Origin of the sequence: Chelativorans sp. AA-79 (assembly GCF_029457495.1) — a bacterium.
Taxonomy (GTDB): domain Bacteria; phylum Pseudomonadota; class Alphaproteobacteria; order Rhizobiales; family Rhizobiaceae; genus Chelativorans.
In genome coordinates this window covers 5046586-5064871 of record NZ_CP120361.1, presented here as the reverse complement: position 1 = coordinate 5064871, position 18286 = coordinate 5046586, and the positions used below count along the sequence as shown (strand labels likewise).

The following is an 18286-nucleotide window of genomic DNA, read 5'->3' as shown; positions in this document are numbered from 1 at the left end:
TCAGCCGAAACGGCGTCCTGTCTCGGTGAAGGTGTAGTCGTTGGCGGCGATCGTCTCATCGACCGCCTCATCCGAGGTCAGGTATTCGTATTCGCGCTCAAGCTGGCGATAGAGCCAGCGGGCCAGATCGCGCAGCGCCTCGATGACGACTTCCTCGGCATCGGCGGTCATGTCCTGCCACGTCGGGCTGTCGCGCTCGACCGAGATCGCCATGCAATATTCGTGGTGGTAATGGCCGCGATGCGTAGCCTCGGCGCGAAGCTGGTAGAAATTGCGCCGCTGGACGCTCCGAAGGGCATCGGCGATGCCATGCAGAATCCTGTCCTGCGGCGCATAGGATCGGATCTCGGCCGTGGCGTTTTTCCGGTAAGAATAGTAGCCCTCGAAGCAGGCGCCATCGCCTTGCGACCAGAAGCCCGAGAAGAAGATGCGCGGCTCCTGACGCGACCCACCGCCCATAAGGCGAACGGTGCGGGTCTTGAAGCGGACACCCAGGATTTCCGCGATCTGCTGGAAATCCTCATAGACCGCATCATACCAGTCGTAGTCGAAGCCTCCCTCGCGATACCAAGCACGGGCCTTGTCCTTCGCCTCGTCGGAAAGCTCGTTGAGCCGATAGACGGTGGTTTCGATGATCTCAGGCATAGGGATCGCCTCCGTCCAGAACGATCTCCAGCCAACTGCCGCTGAAAATCCAGTCCACGGTCTCGCCGGTGGCGAGATCGAGGGCGTGCGCGCCGCCGCCGAAGGCGTTCACCCGCGCCTGCGAACAGGTGGTTGCGTATTGAAACCCCCAGAGTCCGGTCAACCCGAACGCGGCGGCGCAGCGTTTGACGAACTGGATGACATGCTCGGGATCGCCGGTTTCGTCGTCGCGCATCCAGAGTTGCGTGCCGCCGTGCTCGGGCTGGATTGAGAGCAGGAAACCTTCGGACGGAGGGTCTTCGGCGGCGTTTTGCTCGGACAGCGCGTTGTAGAGTTCGAGCGCGCGGGCGGCGTTCTCGGGCGTGCCCACATCGAGCAGGCAGGAGAAATGGGTGAAATAGTTGGCCATGTCAGGCTCCTGAAACGACAAAGCCCGGCGTGAGGCCGGGCGAGGATGGGTGGAAACTGGTTGGTGTGATCAGGCGGCTTGCGGCAGCCGCTGAAGTTCGGTGGCGGTCTCGCGCCAGAAGGGATCGACCAGTCGCGCCTCGAGCAGGCCGGCGCGGTAGCGGTAATCGCGCGCGGATACCGTGTCGCCGCGCCCGGATGCCGCGAAGGCCGTGCCGCGTAACCGGCTGGCTTCGGTGACGACACGGCGGGCCTCGGCATCGGACGCGACAGGTTGCTGCCAGAGAATGATCCGGGCGCGGACCTCTCCAGCAAGAACGAGGCCCCGGTCGCTGTCTTGAATGATCATGATGCGCGGGCGAAAGCGCAGCGTATCGTCCGAGCCGACGCGGACGTCGCCGCGCGCGACGCACTGGCTGGCGACGGTCATGGCGTCGTCGGGAGACGGGCACTCGCCGATGACGACCGTGCGGTCGAAACCATCGGCATCACTGAGACCATCGTAACGAGCCGTGCCGATGCAGGAGATACGCAGAGGCAGCCTCCGGGCGCGGTGCAGCCGGGGCAGCACCTGCCGCGCGACAATTTCACGAATAGGAGCGAACGTAGTTTGGCGGGATAGGGTCATGGGGAATACTCCGCGACGGGCGGCGGAAGCCTCTCTCCCGCCTGCAACCCGTCACGGCCAACCGGCCCGCACTCTCACTCTTCCTTCGCGATTGAGGATTGTTCCGGTCTGCGCCGGAATGATCCGACGCTCAGCACCAGGGCTCGCGCCGTCCAGCCCAGGTTCTCGCCAGCCCTTCGCCGACGAGAATATCGCCGACGTCGTGGCCTTCGACGCGGATCGCCGCCAGGGTCCGGCCATAGCGGTCCGTGCTCTGACGCAGGATTTCAACGCGCCGCCCATGCAGGAGATCGGCGAGCCTGGTCTTCGCTTGCAGCGCGAGATCGGATTCAGAGGCGCATTGCCCCTCGATCTCGGGGGCATCGATGTTGAAGATCCGAACCGCTTCCGCTTGCCGCGTTGGGCCCACGCGGATGGAATCTCCATCCCAGACCCGGACTTCGGCCGGTTCGCAGGTTGCCGTGCAGAGCAGGACGGAAACGACGATGTGGCTGAGCATGGCAAAAGGCTTTCATCTTGAAGGAGCGAAATCGGCGTGGTCGCCGCCCGTTCTTTCCGATGCGAGCCGGGATCGCAATGCGGACCGGCACGCAAGCGGCAATCGGCGGCGATTGACGGGAAGAAGGCCCGGCTGCGCCTGGGCAGCGGGCCGTCGGGGCGAGGTGCTTTCGCGCCTCAGCTCCATGGATCGAGTTCCAGCTCCACCATATCCTCGTCGCCGTCGAACTCGGCGGCGGGGCAAGCGCCGTGGGTTCCGTCCCCGGCCTGAAACACGACGATCTCGACCATCAGGGTGGTAGCGAGGCTGGCGGCGAAGGCGGTGGCATCTGCATAGGACATGGGTTCCGGCTCCTGTCTCTGGAGGCGGGGGACCATCCCCCGCGCGACAGGCGCCCGAAGTGTCCGGCCGGATCTGCAATCACCCTCGCGCGTTCGGGCATTTCCCGAATCCGCGAGGGCGGCACGCTTGCGTAAGCCGACCCCTCGTGGGTTGATTGACGAAGAGACGGACGGACCAAGGTTTGCGAATGGAAGCGGGGGTGGTGCCTTACCTCTGACAGGTGCCGGATACCCGCTGCGGATGCCTCGCCGCACCAGCCTGTTGCCGGGTGGATTTCCAGGACGTGATTCAGGCCGGGGACGGAACCCTTTCCTCCGCAACGACAAGCGGACTGCGCTATGGTGAAGCTGGAACTCAATCCATCGCTGCATGTGCAGCGATACCCGACGGCTCGGTGCTAGGTGCTGCTTTCAGAGCCGGTCAGTCCCAGAAACCATCGGCGATTTCGCGGGCGATCATGGTGCGGGCCTTCAGCATCATACCGTCGCCGGAGGTATCGATGTGACTGTAAAACCGCGTGCGGGGGCCATGGGCGCTCCAGTCGGCATAGCGGCAATATTCACGGGCATCGAGCCGGAAGGCGCGCATGTCCTCGGCCCAATGCGGCTTCGGTTCCACGACGACGGTGACGCCGCCGCGCGTTTCCTCCCACGGAAGCGAACGCTCCGAGGGAGGATTGCGGCGGTCGTCGGCGAAGATTTCATCGACCGTCATCATGCCGACCTTTCTGTGCCGGAGATCGAACCGAGATCCGCCGGATCGGTCGGGCGGTGATCGCCGGCTTCGACCTCGCACTGCATCGTCGAAAAGAACTCGTCGCGCTCCAGCATCCGCTCGAAATATGCCTCGCCGATTGCATCATCGGGCGGAGGATCGTCCTCGAAGGCATCGCTCCACCATTCCTTGGCCAAGCCTGTACGCCAGCACATGGCCTGGGCCTCATCGGCGAACACACGAACATCCGTGCCATGACGGTGCTCATAAATGGCAACATAAACCCTTTGCGGGGCTGGTCGGATGACTTTGGGTTCGGTCGGCATGGTCTTCTCCTGAAATGAAAATGGCCCGCAGTCCTTCGACGGCGGGCCAGGTGAATGAGAAAAGCGACAAGTCACGCGGCGGCGCGACCCTCGATGGCATCGGCGCCTACCTCGTCGGCGGTGATCTCCTCGAGACGCGCGCGGCTATGGCCGCTCCTGGCCAGCCAGAGCTCCGCGGCCTCGCGGTTCTCGGCGAGATGCAGCAACTCGGTGTTCTCGCCGACATCCTGCAGGACGCGGACCTGACCGATCTTCGGGCGTTCGATCACCCGGAACCGCAGATCGCTGTCGATGCCGTAGCTGCGCATGACGGTGATCAGGATGATGCCACCTCCGCCGAAATCACCCTCATGCAGGGTGAAGGATGGCGGGGTCGTATAGGTCGGACGCTCGCGGCCCGGCGTCTTGCGGACAAGACGGCCGACGCCATTGCGGGATTTCCACGCGGCCAGCTTTTTGGTGAAGCGCGCAGGCGGCTTCGGCTGGCCGTCGCTATAGGCGACAAGCGAGCCGAGTGGCGCGATGTCGAAGATGAGGGAAGCGGACATGAATCTGGTCTCCTGAAACGAAAACGGCCCGGCGAGATGTCGGGCCTTGAGGTGGAAGGGGATGGAAAGCGGGGCGACCGAGGCCGCCCCGCCGGTGCGGATTACTCGGCAGCGACGAGTGCGGCCGTCTCGGGGGCGGCCTCCTCGTCATCGGCGGCGAGAAAGTCCGGCAGCGCCACATCGTCCTCGTCCTGATCGACCGCGCCGTCCACGGCCTGCGCATCCGTGGCAGGGCGCAGAGGCTCCGGCAGCCAGCCAGTGTCGGCCAGAAGCCGTTCGGCCTCCTTCGCCATGTCGCCCTTCTTCAGATGCGCGATGAGATCGGCGGCCCGATCACCGGCGCCTTCGCGGACCGCTTCGAGGATGCGGGTCTTGGTCACGCGGCCCAGATAGTTCTCGACCGTGGGCCTCCAGCCCGCTTCGACGAGATCGAGGCCCGTGGCCTGCGCCAGCCGTTCGGTCTCGGCCATGCGGCGGTCGAGACCGTGCTGCGAGATACCGTTGCCCGAGTAGGGGTTCGGCCGCTCGTAAAGCGCGTTGACGCCGAAGCTGACGCAATGGGCCAGCAATGCGAGACGACTCGCATCGTCGAGGCCGTCGATCCAGTGCCAGAGGCGATCGTCATCGCCGGTGGGTATGTCGCCCCGCCAGGCATCCCCGCGTTCGTCGATCATCTTTGCCGCGGCGCTGTCGGCGAGCCCGGTCGCATCCGTGGGAAGATAGATATGACGCACGGCGGCATAGAGGCTCGTTCCCGAGGTGGCGGTGCGCTCGAAAGTATCGAGAACCAGCTTGTGCAGCAGGGCGGTCATGGCGACGTGCGGATTTTCGGCGAGCGCATTGCGCAATGCCAGCGTGCGCCAGGCGGTCAGATCCGTCACCAACCGCTCGGGCAGCGGCTTGACGGTATCTTCGTCCTCCTCCTCGCCATCGGGGACCGGCTCGCCGCCGACGGTGATGACCGCGCGCTGCACGGCATCGGGATCGGACGGGTCCGCATCCTCGCCGTCGACGGCCTCCGGCTGCTCGTCCTCGGGACGCACGTAGCCGCTGCTGACGATCAGCCCGCCCTCGCGGTCGAGGCTGACGAACACCCCGGCACGGGCGATATCCTCCGGCGCGAAGGTGACGGGCCGGTTCTCGAAAGCTTCCAGCTCAGCCTCGATCTCGGCAAGCCGCTGATCGACCTCATCGGGCAGATCGTCAGCTTCGGCATACTGCGATTCGAGTTCATCATACTCGTCGCGCAGGGCCTCGCGGGTGGCGCGCTCCTCGTCGGTCAGCTCCTGGGTCACGCCGACCAGCCTGCGCAGGCCGTTGGTGTGGCCGTAAGGAAGCTCGACCGCCGCGTCGATCCATTTCCAGCCCTGACCGGCGATCTCGTCGGCGACGGTGCGCAACTTCTCGTCGACCAGCCGGTCGAGAAGCGTGACGTCCTGCAACCAGCCGCCGTTCTCCTCGGAGAAGAGATCGCGCAGCACCGGGCCGCCCGCTGCCTCATAGGCGTCAATGCCGATGAAGCGGGCGCGCTTGTCGGCGGCCGGAACCGTGGTCTCGGTCAGCATGCTGCGGATCTGCCAGGGTTCCTTCTGCCAGGAATTGCTGACGCGCTCCCAGACCTGCTGCTGACGCTCGTGATCGGGGTTGACGGTGAAGGCTTCCAGCATCGCCAGCGTCATCTCGTTCTTCGCATAGGCGTCGAGCAGGGATGGCGCGACGGTCGCGAGGCGAAGACGCTGCATGATGTAGCGCGGCGTGGTCCGCCAGGCGTCGGCGATCTCCTCCTTCGACATGCCCATATCGAACATCCGCTTGAACGCCTTGAACTGGTCGAGCGGATGTAGGGCGAGGCGCAGCAGGTTCTCGGCCAGCGAGTCGTCGATGGCTGAGGTCTTGGCATCGGTCTTCTTGACGATGCAGGGAACGAGGCCGTCCTCGGGGAAGCGCCCAGCCTTGATCAGACGGCTGATCACCCGGAAGCGGCGACCGCCGGCCGGAGTCTCGAAATCGCCGGTCTCGTTGCCGTCCTCGTCGAGGATGGCGCGGACATTGATGCCCTGGATCAGATCCTCACGGCGCTCAATGTCATGGGCGAGATCGTCAAGGCCCGCCTCGATGTCGGTTTCGCGCACGTTGTCTGCGGACAGCCTGATCCGGTTGAACGGAATGTCCCGCGCCCGCGAGAATTCGATCATCGGGAGGGCGGGTTTCTTTTTCTTGGCAGCTCTTGCCATCGTGGTATCTCCGCGACGGACGCCGAAAGCCTCTCTCTCGACCCTAAATCCGTCACGAAAACTCCACCCCCTCTCTTCCTCTGAACCGCCGGCGGCAGGCACCGCGTCACCAGTCGAGGCGCCGCGGCCGCTCCTCGTTGACGCCATACTTCCGGCGCAGCGACTGGATGGCCGCCTCCTGCCGGTCGATCTTTCGCCGCAGCCTTTCGAGGTCAGGACCGACGGCGACCAGCAGGAAGTCGAGAATGCGCAGGTATTCCGCCTCGTCCGCGCCGGTCCAGCGGCTCATCCGGCGATGATAATATCGCGCCTTCGGCCGACGCTGGATCGTCGCTGTCTCGGCGCGCTTGCGAACGGCATGCTCTGCGCAGGCCAGGTTGCGTCGTGTCTCGGCAAGACCAGCCTCCATACGCGCGAGGGAGGCACGCAGCGTTTCGCGAGTCATCATGGTGATCTCCATGTCGATGGGACATCGGCCCGCTGAGCGGGCGCGGTATGGTTGCGGGAAAAGCGGCGTCCGCCCCGTCAGGATTCGGCGGGATCGTCGTCGTCGCGGAAGCGCGGCGGTATCTCGCCCTCCGGGCCTTGCCAGAGGACGCGATTGCCTCGCCAGATCGTGACGAAGCCGCCACCCTTTGGAGCTGGCTTCGGCGGCGCGGGCTCGAAGTTGCGGCAACTGAAATTCCCGGCCGTCGCCGAGAAGGCGGGGATCTTGGCATGGCCGAGCAGCACGCGGTCGCAGAAGCCCGCCGGCCGCTTGACGCGGCGGCGCGAAAGGCCGAGCCGGAACGCCTCGTAATCGCGTTCGAGGTTCTCCGGCGGCGGCTGCCAATGGCGGCAGTCGCGGCATCGGCCCGGCCGGTCGGGCGCGGGATCGTCGAGCGGCGGCCCGCCATTGTGGCCGGGCGGCGGGCGGTCAGCCATGGCGAACCTCCCCGGACGAAGCCGACAGCACCACGCGGAAGGCGTCTGGCAGGAACACGTTGGCGGGCGCTCCCGCGAACATCGGCGCGATCTGGTCCGGGCGATAGCCGGCCAGGCCGCAACCGATCGGCGTGACCTCGAAACGAAGGTCCGGCCGGTGGCGTGCATAGCCGAGGAAGTCCGCGACATGGCTGCGGATCACCGGCAGGGGCAAGACGCGCAGATGGCGATCCTTGGTCGGGATCGCGTAGGCATCGCCCTGCGGGCCGACGCCTCGGCCATAGATCGCGCCACGGTGGTGGCGCGCCCAGAGGGCCGCGCCCTTGCCGTGCCGGCCGGCGAGGTTGGACCCGAAGACGAAGACGGATGTGGGGGATGAGGGAACAGGCATGGAAACCTCCTGGCTGTTGCCGCTCGTCGTGAGCGGTAGGGTTCGCAAGGACCGCCGGAACCCCGGACAGTCACCGACCAGGGCGCCTGCGGGCGGCTGCGAAGGGGAACGGCTCGCCCGTTGACGGTTCGGGGGTAGCGGCGGCACGTCGGGAGAACACCGCGCATGGCGGGCGGGGACGGCCGATAGATGTGCCGGTTCCATCACACCGCCCTCCCGGTCTTGGTCCGGCCCGGTCGCGCGGCGCGTCTGTCCACGACGGGCCGCGTGTCGGCCGCCTGGGCGATGCGCTGGACCGTGGCGAGGTCCGCGTCCGGGCAATCGCCCGTCACCTCGATCTCGACGAAATGGCCGCCGCTGCCGACCTTGGAGTCGCGCAGGCGGTGGTTGGACGAGGTGTAGAAGCTCTCGTGCCGCTCGATGAGACGGACGCGCGAGCGCAGGAAGAGGATGCCGGAGCCGAGATTACCGCAGAACAGCAGCTCGTCGGCCTCGGTGGTCTTCGGCCCGCCGCCGATCTTGCGCTGGCCGATCTGGTGAAACGCCGCGTCGAAGCTCGTCGGGTCCGGCGTGATCCGCGCCTTCAGCGCCGGATGGAATTTCCAGGGCGGCCGGTGCGGATCGACGCGGCCGACGTCGATCTGATGCAGCAGGTCCGCGAAATAGGCCGGATCGGCCGGATAGGGACAGGTCCGCCAGATCTCGCGCACCGTGCGCCGCAAGGTGTCGGGCAGCGCGAAGAGACGGGCGCGGGCTTTGCGCCAGGTGGCCGCCCGCATCCGGCGGCGTTCGCGCTCGGCCTCGTCCCACCACACGGCACGGCGGGCCATTTCCTCGTCGACGCCGTGCTGTCGGGCGGCGATCTGCTCGGCGAAGAGGGGCAGCGCCTCGCGTTCGAGGCGCTGCTTACGATGGAACGCCGCGCGTTTGCGCGAAGTGTCGCGATAGGGTTCGGGCCGGTGCCAGCGACGGAAGCGCATCACACGCCCTCCCACAGGGACTGTCGGGCCGTGCGGATGATCCGTTCGGCCCGGCGGATGCTGCCGGTCTCCCGCGCGGCTTCGGCCCAGACCGAGATCGGGAAGTCGCCGGTAAAGAGGATGTCGCGTTCGATGCCGAGCCCGAAGGGCAAGCGCACCGAGGTCATTTCCTCCAGCGAGAAATAGCCCAGCTCCGGCTCGCCGAGATCGGCCAGCCCGAACAGCGTGTCGCCGTCGGCGGCCAACTCGGTCGCGAGCCACGCGCCCTCGCCAAGCGGGTTGAAGAATTTCACCACCGGCACATGGTCGGCATCGCTTTGGCGGCCATTGGCCAGAAGCTGCGCGCGCAACTCGTCGGTCAGGAGGATCATGCCGCCGTCCTGTCGATTGTGTCGGTGCTGGCGTCCGAAGGTTCGGCCTTTGGCAGATGGGCCAAAATCCAGTCGGCCGCCTTGCTCGCCTGCGAGGCGGCGCGCACGATGGCGCGGTTGTCCTCGCGCAGCACCTCCAGCCAGGAGCCGATGTAGTCGGCATGGCGCACTGTCGGCACGATGCCGAGCGAGGCGCAGCAGAACGCGGCGCTCATCTCGGCAACCAGTTCCTCGAAAGCGTATTTCCTGGTGCCGAAGCTGCCGGAGAAATCCCGGTTCAGCCGGGACGCATGGCCAGTGGCATGACCCAGTTCGTGCAGGGCCGTCCGATGCCAGTTGATCGGCTCGAAATAGGCTTGCGGCGGCGGCACGACCACATGGTCGAGGGCCGGGACATAGAAGGCGCGATCCCCGCCGATGCGGAAGTCGATGCCGGTGGCTTTGATAATGGCCTCGACCCTCGGCTCGATCAGGCCGGGCGGCGGGGGAGGCATGGCGACGGCAATGCCCTCGGGCAGCCCCTCGCATTGGGCAGCATTGAACACGGTGAACCGCTTCAAGAACGGGATCGTGCCCGGTTCCTCGCCGGTCTCTCTCGCCCGCCGCTTCTCGTCCTCGGGCGTGAAGCGATCGGCATAGACGACGGTGGTGCCGTGTTCGCCCTTGCGGACATTGCCGCCAAGGGCAGCCGCCTGGCGATAGGTGAGCCAGCCCTGTCCGGGGAAACCGTGCTGAACCACGGCGCCCCAAAGGATCAGGATATTGATGCCGCCGTAGGCGCGGCCGGTACTGGCGTTCTGCGGCAGGCCGAGCGGGGCCTTGGCGGTGGCCTTGCCCCATGGCTGGACCCAGGGAAAGCGCCCGGCCTCGAGTTCGGCGATGATCTTGCCGGTGATCTCGTCATAGAGGTTCGTCCGGTCCGAGCCGGAGCGTGGGGTGTGGTCATATCTCGACATCGCGGTTCTCCGCGACGGGCGCCGGAGACCTGCTCTCCAGCCCTCAACCCGTCACGGCAAACCCGGCCCGCGCTCTCACTCTAAAGGGGGAGTTGCGGGGGTGTCCCCCGCAGAAGGGGGTGCGCCGGCAACGCAGTGCCGGCCAGGGGGAAGGCTTTCCCCCAACAGAACCGAGCAGAAAATTCAATGATTCTCCGCAGGAAGCGCGTATCGAATGACGCGCAAATGGTCATCGTCATCCAGCGTGACTTCCAGAACCTGGTTCACGAGATCCGGATCAGCTTCAAGTTCACGCAGGGCCTGCTCGAACAGCTCCAACTGGAGACTGCGCATCATGGTATCGGGACCATTGAGGCAGATCAGGCCGGCATGCAGGTCGACGCGGGCATATTGCCCTTTCTCTCCGGGGCGCGAAGCGGCACCCCGGAAATCGACGGAATTGCGGGTGACGAATGTCCAGTCCCCGTCGATGATAAGGGGAAGCAGATCCCAGTCTTTCGCCCCGGAGCGGCCCAGCCAGACGACATGGGACGATTCCCCGTATCCTTTTTCATGCGCCAACTCGGTCAGCTTCGGGCTGAGGCACTCATCGACCAGAAACTTCATCCGGCCCGCCTGCGGGGGACACGGTGATCCGAGATGACGCGCGCTCCTCTGGGCAAGCTGGCGATGATCGGCTTCGGCCGCCCGCGAAGGGGATTGGCCTCAGCGTAGAGCATCGCAAGCTCCAGCTTGTCCTCGGTCAGGGACGGATAGTCCTCAAGGATCTCCCGCACCGGGACGCCTGCCGCCATCGCGGCCGCAACGTCATGAACGGGAATGCGCGTGCCGCCGATGACGGGGGTGCCACCCATGACGTCATCGGAGACCGTCACCACCTCACGGGCCGCATCCAGCCGCTCCAGCCGCTCGACGGAACGCTCGAAGAATGGCAGGAGGTCGATCGTCAGAAAGTCGTCGCGAACGGTCCAGTCAGCCTTCAGCATGGCCGCGGTCGCCGCACGGTTCCAGTGCCGCAAGCGCGGTTCGGCGGAACGGATGGCAAACAGGCGTTCCTCCGAGGTCAGCCGCCTAGCGCTCTCGAAATAGAAGGAGATCAGGGTGCAGGCGGCACCCAGCACGAAGCGGCCGTTATCGACCGAGATCAGCGTTTCCGGCAGGATGCGTTCGTCGATGACGCGATTGACGTCGCGCAGGCTCACGCGGGCGACCACGGCCGCTTCGGTCGCTTTCAGCATCTCGGTCGCGGACATGGGTGCCTCCAACATCAACAATTCATCCGATGCGTCGGAATATATATTGGAGGCGCTCCGGTTTCAAGGTTGAGCAACACTCGCCCGCCTGTGTCCGCCATGGTCAGGCGGCCAGGGGTTGCGCGACTTCGGAGGGGTTGTCGTTGCCGGTCGCCTTCTGAATGAAGCGCGCGAGCGATGTCTTCCGGGAGTCCCGATCCAGCGCATAAGCGGTCTGCTTGAACTCGATACCGTCCAGAAGGCCCTGAATGTAGCCCGCGATCGTGTCGGCCGCCATGATGAGAGCCGTATCGACCGTATGTATGTAATTGCTCGTGACGGATCCTTTTGCGTGTCCGACGAGGGCGGCGATGGTGATCTCGGTGAACCCGAGATCATTGGCCACGCTCGCGAAACTGTGGCGGAGAACGTGAGGGGTGATGTCGGCGAGAGGGGAGTCCGCGAAGATCTTCTTCCAGTGATTGGGGAAGGAGCCGAATGCCTTGTCGCCGTCTCGGCCGGGAAACACAAACTCGCCATCCGCGTCGGTCCGCCGCTTTTCGAGATACTCGACGACCGGCAATCCGACCGGACGGATGGAGCGACCCTCTTTGCTGTCCTTCAGCCGCAGGCAACTATATTCGGTGTCCGCTTCATCCCATTGCAATCCGACCATCTCGGCACGTCGGCATCCCGTGAGCGCGATCTGCCGGATGATGTCCGCCGTCATGCGGTAGGTTTCGTTCTCGGCAGCAGCCTGGAGCATTTCCCCGAGGACACGGTATTCCGCCTCGCTCAGCCGTCGGGCACGGACATTATCCTTCGGCCGCCGAACGCCGTGAGCGGGGTTCGCGTCAATGAGGCCGGCTTCCACGGCATAGGTGAGGATGCCACCGAAGAGCCCGATGGTTCGAGTCGCCGTGCCAACGCCACCTTTCACGATGGACTTGCCCCGGAGCTTTTCGGTCTTCGCGACCAAGCGCGTCTTGCCGGCCATGATGTCCTTCATGGCTTTGGTGATGTCGGCCTTGGTCAGGTCTTTCACCCGGCGCGTGCCGAGCAGGGGGATGATGTGGCGTTGAATCCGTCCGACGTCGGAAATGATGGTGCTGGGCTTTTTCGGCCTCCCGCCTTTCCCGAGGATCAGACCGGCTTGCAAATCCTTCTGGTAGAGAGTGCAGAGTTCCTTGACCGACATGGACTTGTGATCAAGCTGCTTTTCCTCGGCGGGATCTTCGCCGCGCGCGATCCTGCCGAGCTGCACCTTGGCCTCCTGGCGGGCAGTTTCTGGCGTCCAGATACCATGCAGGCCGATGGTGTAGCGCCGCGACCGTCCTCCCTGGCGATACTGGATCACATAGCTGCGCTTGCCTGATGTGAAGACACGGAGCCCAAAACCGGGTAGCTCATCGTCCCAGATCACGTAATCACTGCGACGGCTTTCCGCCGCATCGACGATTCGTTTTGTCAGTTTAGCCATGGACTTCCTCCGTCACATGCCCGAAAACTCGCGTAAGCACCACGTAAGCAGCAGGGCGAAAACCGTGGCGAATAGAAGGATAAGTCTGTCGGCGAAGGAAATCAAATTCCTTTTTATTTACAGTAACATAGCGCATCACGGCGTGCCCCTTTCGGTAATCGACGGAGCTAGTCGTAATCCCTCCGAAGGCAGAGGTCACAGGTTCGAATCCTGTCGGGTGCGCCATTTTCCAATGAAGATATCCCATGATTGAGCCGCCGCGGTTGTCGCATCGGCGTGCGACAATGCCCGAAAACATCTGGGATCGGGCTTGGCACCAATTGGCGGACTGCCTCGGCGAATTTCTCGACCTGGCGCACCATCTTGCTTCCAGAGAACGTAACGTCGATCGACCGCCGACTGGCGGTATTGGACGCGCCTGAAGGTGTAGGCAGGTTCAAATCAGGAGGGCGCGCCCATCATAACTTGCTGCCGGATGGCCAGCCCATGTTGCCGAAGTTGCCAAGCAAGTAAAGGTGGTTGCGGGGACATGCACAGATATTCACTTGCTGTTTGGAGTCAGCGGCATACCACCGAGCCTGTTAGATCCCGGTTTGGTTGTGAGCAGGGTCCTGACACTTCGGCAGCGGGCCGTTGTCGACGAACTCTCTCGAGCGAGCGGCCAGGATGTTCGTCGTGACTCCATCCTCGAACGATACGAAAGGTCGCGAAGCCGCCGTTTGGGGCCGGAAAATAATATGAGGGGCAACGATCAGATTCCGTCGATCGGAGACGATGGGAATCATTGGATTCCCCCTTGGCGGCTTCCGACACTTCGCGCCCGGTCGTCAGATCGGGCGGTGGGTCCGCGGGTCTCGTCCTCAGAAAGGCTTTTCGGCCTTCTCGCTGCGATAGAGGCTTACGGCGACCACTCGAGGTTTCACGCGCGGCCCCTTCGCGACCTTGCGCCAGGCGTTCAGCGCGATCTGGTCACGCCAGCATTCGAACAGATTGATACGCTCCGGATCGACCGCATCCGCGCTTATAGAGAAGTCGAGACAGCCGTCGTACGCCCTCGCGCGTTCGACCATGCCTCTGAAGGCTGCCACAGTGCCGTCCCGCCTCTCAGCGTCGGTGCGGGTGTAGCCGGCTATGATGATCATGGGTCTGCTCCTTCGGGCTGGTGCCCTGTTCCGGCGGCACACCGCCGTGCATGGTCTGGGATAGCGACCCGCGAGGATCGCCGGTTTGGATCGGAACGTCAGCCGCCCTTCACGTACCCCAAACCCTCGATGATCTTTCCGTCCCGAATGCGCATGATGTTGACGCCTCGAACCCGGTCTGCTTCGCGCTCGCTCCAGCGAAGCTGCCACCGGATGATCCCGCGGTCGTCCATCGCGGAGATTTCCTCAGCTTTGAAGACAAGGTTGGCCGACGACGCGACGCCCTTCCAGAAAGCGAGACACGCCTCACGCCCTTCGTAGCGCGCTCCATCTGGGACCGGCGCGGTATTTTCGAGAACACAGCCCACGCCGATGAGATCATCGAGGTCCTCCGGGCGATGCTTCTCAAATGCGTTGTGGAAACGTTCCATGATGTCACGGGTAACTTTGCTGTCACTGGTCATTTTCCCACCTCATTGAACGATGGAGCCGATTCCGCGTCTGGCCGGTTACTGACGAGGCTCCGGTTAAACAAGAAAGACGATGCTCGCGCCTCCCACTTGGCTTGTCTTCCTTGCCGCATTCAGGCAGAGGCGCCGACTCACCGGGTGTTTTGGCATAGGCTAAGGCTTCCACGATCCGGCCGTCGCGGACACGGATCAGGCTGACCCCGCGCACCGAGCCACCGTCGCCGAAATGGAAACGCCAGCGGACGTTGGCGCGGTCGCCCATCACAAAAGTCTCTTCCACCTCGAAGCGGTTGACGCGGTCAGCCGCCATAGCCTGCCAGAACGCCAGGTTGACCTCGTAGCCTTTGTAACGCGTGCCGTTCGGCGCCGGCTGGATCGTCTCCATGACGCAATCCGGCGCGACCAAGTCCTCGAAAATCGCAGGATCGTGTTTCTCGAACGCTTGGTTGAACCGGCGGATGACTTCGGCTGTGTCTCTCGCTTGCATGACGCACTCCACAGACAGGTCTGTCTTGGCTTGTAATAGACAGACCTGTCTGTTAGAGTCAAGCGATGAAGCAACAAAAGTCCGAAAGCCAGCCTGAAGCAGGTTCCGCACGCCGCCGTTTGCTCGATACCGCGACGCGGCTTTTCTACGAAGGTGGCATCCATGCTGTCGGCATCGACCGCATCATCGCGGAAGCCGGCGTGGCCAAAGCGACCTTCTACAATCACTTTCCCTCGAAGGACGACCTCGTCGTCACCTATCTCGAAGAGATAGACCGGCTCGGCCGGGCGGCAGTGGCCGCGCTTCCGAAGCAGCCTCCTCGGAAAATGATCTCGGCTATCATGGAGCGTATCAGCGAGGCTGTGACCGCGGGAGGCTGGCGGGGGTGTCCGTTCCTGAACGCGGCGGCCGAATATCCCGATCCAGCCAGCCCTGTGCGGCAGGCGATCAATGCGCGCCGCGTGTGGTACCACGAAAGCCTCGAGAACCTTCTCGCAGAGGACGGCGACCCAGCTCCGTCCGTTACCGCTTCCCTCCTCGTCGCGCTTTCGGACGGCCTGCTGGAAAGCGCCTATCTGGACGATGCCGACAGCGTCCCCGCCCTTGTCCACGAGGCCGTGACGAGGCTGCTGGACCGCCGATGAGCGCCGCTCGCCGACCAAGCAGCACCGGTCTGCGCCAATTCCTGGATCTCCAGCAGCAGCGCGGTTGGATGGAGGGCAAGACGATCCTGCGCGACGCCGACGAGCGCTCAGAGTCGCTTGAACTGCGTTTCAAATATGTCGCGCGGTTCGAGAAGCTGCTGCGCCGGCCGCAGGCGCGAGAGGTTCTGGAAATTCTCAGGCGCTACGGCCGCGACTGTATCCCGATCCCTCGCCGGACCGAGCGGCACTACTGGTCGGTTTCCTGTCTACCGTCGACCCCGGGCAAGGCGCTCGTTCGCGTCAATGCGAGTTGGATGGAGCTTTTCTCGCTCTATGCGGACGGCGACGGTATCCGCGCGCTCTTCGTGACGCATCTTTCCGATTTCACCACCGACCATTCACTCGATCACGGGCAGGTAGACGATGCTTTTCTTGAGCGCTGTGTCGTGAAGCCGAAAGACGTCAGTTACTTTGTTCCCCGAGGCGAGGACATTTTCGGCATCAAGGTTCGCGACTGCTCCTCGATCCGCAAATTCCTCGCGGTTCCCCGAGCGTTGTGGGCTATCCGGGCGTTCAACCTGACGCACATGAACCGGGGCCGGAACGCCTATCGGGCGAGCCACTGCTACAACCTTGCGGATCACATGCTAAGTGGTGGGAATGCTGAATAAGACCCAGGCGGAAGATGGCCGCGCGGGTCCATCTACACATACGAGATGTGAGCTGGGTCACCCTGGCCCAGGTGATTCGTGAGCGATGCATGCCTGTTGGGAACGCTTGCTCTTGAGCCGACGAACGGCTGTTCTCGCAATCTTCCAACTGAAAGCCGCCAATTGCCATAACAATATTGATGCGCTGGTCCCGCTTGTCAGCGGTGGCGGCAGGGATCACGACAGGCCAATGTCGGCAACGGCCGCGACGATCGTTCTGCGCAGCCAGACATGTTTTGGGGCATCCTGATGGCGGGCATGCCAGGCGAGGCTCATCACCACGCTGCCCAGGTCGAGCGGCGGCTGCGCCATCACGAAGCGCCGCATGTCAGCGGTCGTTCGGGCAAGGCTGGACGGCAGCGTCATGACCAGGTCGGAACGCGCGGCGATTTCGACTGCCGCGAAGAAGCTCGGGACCCGTACCTTCACCCGGCGTTGCCTGCCCAAACGAGCGAGGATTTCATCGACCCACGCTCGGCCGATCCCGGTGACGCTGACGACGACATGATCCAGCTCAAGGAACCGTTCCAACGTCAGCTTCCTGCCTGCGGCAGGATGCTCGGCGCGCATCAGTGTTACGAAGTGATCCTGGTAGAGTTTGCGTTTCCGGATCCCGGCAGGCGCCTCGTCGACGACGCCGATGAGGGCGTCGACCGCGTCGGCTTCAAGCGCCTCGATGGGCCGCAGCCCTGGCGGCACCATCTCGAGATCGATGGCCGGCGCTTGCTCCGCGAAACTGGCGATCAGCCGCGGGCCGAGTACTGCGGCTTCAAGATCCAGCATCAGCAGGCGCACGGAGCCGCCCGCCTGCATCGGATCGAATGCTCTGCCGGCGAGAAGTTCGCTGATGCCTGCCAGGGTGTTGCGCAGCAAAGGCCGCATCTCCTCCGCGCGCGCGGTAAGCAGGTAACCGCCCGGTCCGTCCACCAGAAGCGCATCCGAGAAAAGCACCCGCAGCCGCGCAAGCGCCCGACTGGCAGCGGGTTGGCTCATGCCGAGCCGCGTTGCGGCTCGGGTCACGCTCCGCTCGTCCAGCAACGCATCAAGCACAACCAACAGATTGAGATCGGCATTTCTCAAATCCACTTCACGCATGATTGGAATATAGTCCATGCATTGGACGCATGGCAACGCACGACTTAGTCTCCAAGACGTTAGCTAAGGAGAACTGACATGTACGTAGTGCTTGGAGCAAACGGGCGAGCCGGCAGCGAGACCGCCCACGCCTTGATTGAATCGGGTAAACCTGTCCGCGTCGTGCTGAGGCGACCGGAGCAGGCCGAAAAGTGGACGAAGCTGGGGGCTGATGTAGCGATAAGCAGCATTGAGGATGTGCCGAGCCTCGCCGCAGCATTGAGCGACGCATCGGGCGCCTTCCTGCTCTCTCCTCCGCCTGTCAGCGGCGATCCCTATAGACGCGCGGACGAGGTCGGCAGCGCACTTGCAGAAGCGGTGCGACAGGCCGGGCTGCCAAAGGTTGTCGCCCTTTCCTCCGTCGGTGCCCAGCACGAGACGGGCACAGGCGTCATCGCAACACTCAACAGGCTGGAGAAGCATCTTGAGACGGCAGCGCCGTCAACCACCTTCCTGCGACCGGGTTATTTCGTCGAGACTTGGGGCGAGGTAGCACCGGCAGTGATCGCCGACGGCGTGCTTCCGAGCTTTCTCGAACCCTCAAAGAAGATCCCGATGGTGAGCACAATCGACGTAGGGCGTACCGCCTCCCGGCTGCTCAGCGACGACTTCAGCGGCAAGCGGATCGTTGAACTGCGGGGTCCGCAGGACTGGAGCGCGAACGATGTCGCGACCGCATTCAGCAGTGTCCTCGGCCGCCCTGTGGAGACGGCATTCGTTCCTCCCGAGGCTCGTGCTGTGGTTCTCGCCCAGGAAGGAGTGCCCCCGGAGGTCGCCGATGCGCTGCTCGGGATGTATGATGGCATCGTCAGCGGCAGGGTCGAGTACGAAGAAGGAACTGAACAGGGCCGCGGCTCCGTTGCGTTGGCTGACGCGGTCGAACGAATTGTGCGGAGAATGGGAGGGGATGCTGGCGGTCTGGCTGCCTGAGGCGAATAACGCCCAAGCGAGAGATGGCCGCGCGGCCGACCTACACATACGAGATGATGCTTCTGTTTTGAAATAGTCCGAGGGAAGCATC

Annotated in this window: 25 protein-coding genes; 3 read left to right on the top strand and 22 right to left on the bottom strand. The window is 64.1% G+C overall.

All coding sequences use genetic code 11. The features are described from left to right. The 21 genes from PVE73_RS24600 to PVE73_RS24500 form a co-directional block, all read right to left on the bottom strand. Positions 1-645 carry an antitoxin of toxin-antitoxin stability system gene (locus PVE73_RS24600; RefSeq protein WP_277364755.1) on the bottom strand — a complete coding sequence of 215 codons (645 nt, stop codon included), beginning with the start codon at positions 643-645 and terminating at the stop codon, positions 1-3. Beyond that, positions 638-1054: a hypothetical protein gene (locus PVE73_RS24595; protein WP_277364754.1), complete on the bottom strand. Its 417-nt coding sequence runs from the start codon at positions 1052-1054 to the stop codon at positions 638-640. Before PVE73_RS24595 ends, PVE73_RS24600 begins: the two co-directional genes overlap by 8 nt. Positions 1055-1123: 69 nt before the next feature. Continuing rightward, the gene (locus PVE73_RS24590) at positions 1124-1681 is read right to left on the bottom strand and encodes a hypothetical protein (RefSeq protein WP_277364753.1); all 558 of its coding nucleotides are present in this window, start codon (positions 1679-1681) and stop codon (positions 1124-1126) included. A 130-nt stretch (positions 1682-1811) separates the two neighbouring features. Next, a complete protein-coding gene (locus PVE73_RS24585; protein ID WP_277364752.1) occupies positions 1812-2180 on the bottom strand; it encodes a thermonuclease family protein in 369 nt (122 codons plus the stop codon). Between the two features lie 176 nt (positions 2181-2356). Continuing rightward, entirely contained in the window at positions 2357-2521 is a 165-nt protein-coding gene (locus tag PVE73_RS24580) for a hypothetical protein (RefSeq protein WP_254691898.1), read from the bottom strand. 421 nt (positions 2522-2942) lie between these two features. Next, the gene (locus PVE73_RS24575) at positions 2943-3239 is read right to left on the bottom strand and encodes a hypothetical protein (RefSeq protein ID WP_277364751.1); all 297 of its coding nucleotides are present in this window, start codon (positions 3237-3239) and stop codon (positions 2943-2945) included. Next, the gene (locus PVE73_RS24570; protein ID WP_277364750.1) at positions 3236-3562 is read right to left on the bottom strand and encodes a hypothetical protein; all 327 of its coding nucleotides are present in this window, start codon (positions 3560-3562) and stop codon (positions 3236-3238) included. Before PVE73_RS24570 ends, PVE73_RS24575 begins: the two co-directional genes overlap by 4 nt. 71 nt (positions 3563-3633) lie before the next feature. Beyond that, on the bottom strand, positions 3634-4110 hold the full coding sequence (locus PVE73_RS24565; protein ID WP_277364749.1) for a hypothetical protein: 477 nt from the start codon (positions 4108-4110) through the stop codon (positions 3634-3636). Between the two features lie 101 nt (positions 4111-4211). Continuing rightward, positions 4212-6344: a chromosome partitioning protein ParB gene (locus PVE73_RS24560; RefSeq protein WP_277364748.1), complete on the bottom strand. Its 2133-nt coding sequence runs from the start codon at positions 6342-6344 to the stop codon at positions 4212-4214. Between the two features lie 106 nt (positions 6345-6450). Beyond that, complete coding sequence (locus PVE73_RS24555) at positions 6451-6792, bottom strand: hypothetical protein (protein ID WP_277364747.1); 342 nt, start codon at positions 6790-6792, stop codon at positions 6451-6453. 77 nt (positions 6793-6869) lie between these two features. Then, complete coding sequence (locus tag PVE73_RS24550) at positions 6870-7268, bottom strand: hypothetical protein (RefSeq protein WP_277364746.1); 399 nt, start codon at positions 7266-7268, stop codon at positions 6870-6872. Beyond that, positions 7261-7659: a hypothetical protein gene (locus PVE73_RS24545; RefSeq protein WP_277364745.1), complete on the bottom strand. Its 399-nt coding sequence runs from the start codon at positions 7657-7659 to the stop codon at positions 7261-7263. The genes PVE73_RS24550 and PVE73_RS24545 overlap by 8 nt, the downstream gene beginning before the upstream one ends. A 203-nt stretch (positions 7660-7862) precedes the next feature. After that, positions 7863-8639 carry a hypothetical protein gene (locus PVE73_RS24540; RefSeq protein ID WP_277364744.1) on the bottom strand — a complete coding sequence of 259 codons (777 nt, stop codon included), beginning with the start codon at positions 8637-8639 and terminating at the stop codon, positions 7863-7865. Further along, positions 8639-9010: a DUF2958 domain-containing protein gene (locus PVE73_RS24535; RefSeq protein WP_277364743.1), complete on the bottom strand. Its 372-nt coding sequence runs from the start codon at positions 9008-9010 to the stop codon at positions 8639-8641. Before PVE73_RS24535 ends, PVE73_RS24540 begins: the two co-directional genes overlap by 1 nt. Then, on the bottom strand, positions 9007-9966 hold the full coding sequence (locus tag PVE73_RS24530) for a zincin-like metallopeptidase domain-containing protein (RefSeq protein WP_277364742.1): 960 nt from the start codon (positions 9964-9966) through the stop codon (positions 9007-9009). Before PVE73_RS24530 ends, PVE73_RS24535 begins: the two co-directional genes overlap by 4 nt. 183 nt (positions 9967-10149) lie before the next feature. Then, a complete protein-coding gene (locus tag PVE73_RS24525) occupies positions 10150-10572 on the bottom strand; it encodes a DUF5615 family PIN-like protein (protein ID WP_277364741.1) in 423 nt (140 codons plus the stop codon). Continuing rightward, positions 10569-11219: a DUF433 domain-containing protein gene (locus tag PVE73_RS24520; RefSeq protein ID WP_277364740.1), complete on the bottom strand. Its 651-nt coding sequence runs from the start codon at positions 11217-11219 to the stop codon at positions 10569-10571. Before PVE73_RS24520 ends, PVE73_RS24525 begins: the two co-directional genes overlap by 4 nt. Positions 11220-11322: 103 nt before the next feature. Continuing rightward, complete coding sequence (locus PVE73_RS24515; protein ID WP_277364739.1) at positions 11323-12678, bottom strand: site-specific integrase; 1356 nt, start codon at positions 12676-12678, stop codon at positions 11323-11325. Between the two features lie 860 nt (positions 12679-13538). Beyond that, positions 13539-13820 (bottom strand): antibiotic biosynthesis monooxygenase, encoded by a 282-nt coding sequence (locus tag PVE73_RS24510; RefSeq protein WP_277364738.1) that lies wholly within the window; start codon positions 13818-13820, stop codon positions 13539-13541. Between the two features lie 98 nt (positions 13821-13918). Further along, the gene (locus PVE73_RS24505; protein ID WP_277364737.1) at positions 13919-14284 is read right to left on the bottom strand and encodes a nuclear transport factor 2 family protein; all 366 of its coding nucleotides are present in this window, start codon (positions 14282-14284) and stop codon (positions 13919-13921) included. Continuing rightward, positions 14274-14777, bottom strand: coding sequence for a nuclear transport factor 2 family protein (locus PVE73_RS24500; protein ID WP_346772386.1), 504 nt, complete (start codon positions 14775-14777; stop codon positions 14274-14276). Before PVE73_RS24500 ends, PVE73_RS24505 begins: the two co-directional genes overlap by 11 nt. Before the next feature lie 65 nt (positions 14778-14842). On the opposite strand from PVE73_RS24500, the gene PVE73_RS24495 reads away from it, so the two are divergent. Both PVE73_RS24495 and PVE73_RS24490 read left to right on the top strand, forming a co-directional pair. Next, on the top strand, positions 14843-15421 hold the full coding sequence (locus tag PVE73_RS24495; RefSeq protein WP_277364736.1) for a TetR/AcrR family transcriptional regulator: 579 nt from the start codon (positions 14843-14845) through the stop codon (positions 15419-15421). Beyond that, complete coding sequence (locus PVE73_RS24490) at positions 15418-16092, top strand: hypothetical protein (protein ID WP_277364735.1); 675 nt, start codon at positions 15418-15420, stop codon at positions 16090-16092. Before PVE73_RS24495 ends, PVE73_RS24490 begins: the two co-directional genes overlap by 4 nt. A gap of 216 nt (positions 16093-16308) precedes the next feature. Here PVE73_RS24490 and PVE73_RS24485 read toward each other — a convergent pair whose 3' ends face one another. Continuing rightward, positions 16309-17226 (bottom strand): LysR family transcriptional regulator, encoded by a 918-nt coding sequence (locus PVE73_RS24485; protein WP_277364734.1) that lies wholly within the window; start codon positions 17224-17226, stop codon positions 16309-16311. Positions 17227-17304: 78 nt separating this feature from the next. Here PVE73_RS24485 and PVE73_RS24480 point away from each other — a divergent pair, with 78 nt between their 5' ends. Next, the gene (locus PVE73_RS24480) at positions 17305-18195 is read left to right on the top strand and encodes an NmrA family NAD(P)-binding protein (RefSeq protein ID WP_277364733.1); all 891 of its coding nucleotides are present in this window, start codon (positions 17305-17307) and stop codon (positions 18193-18195) included. The last annotated feature ends 91 nt before the right edge of the window (positions 18196-18286 follow it).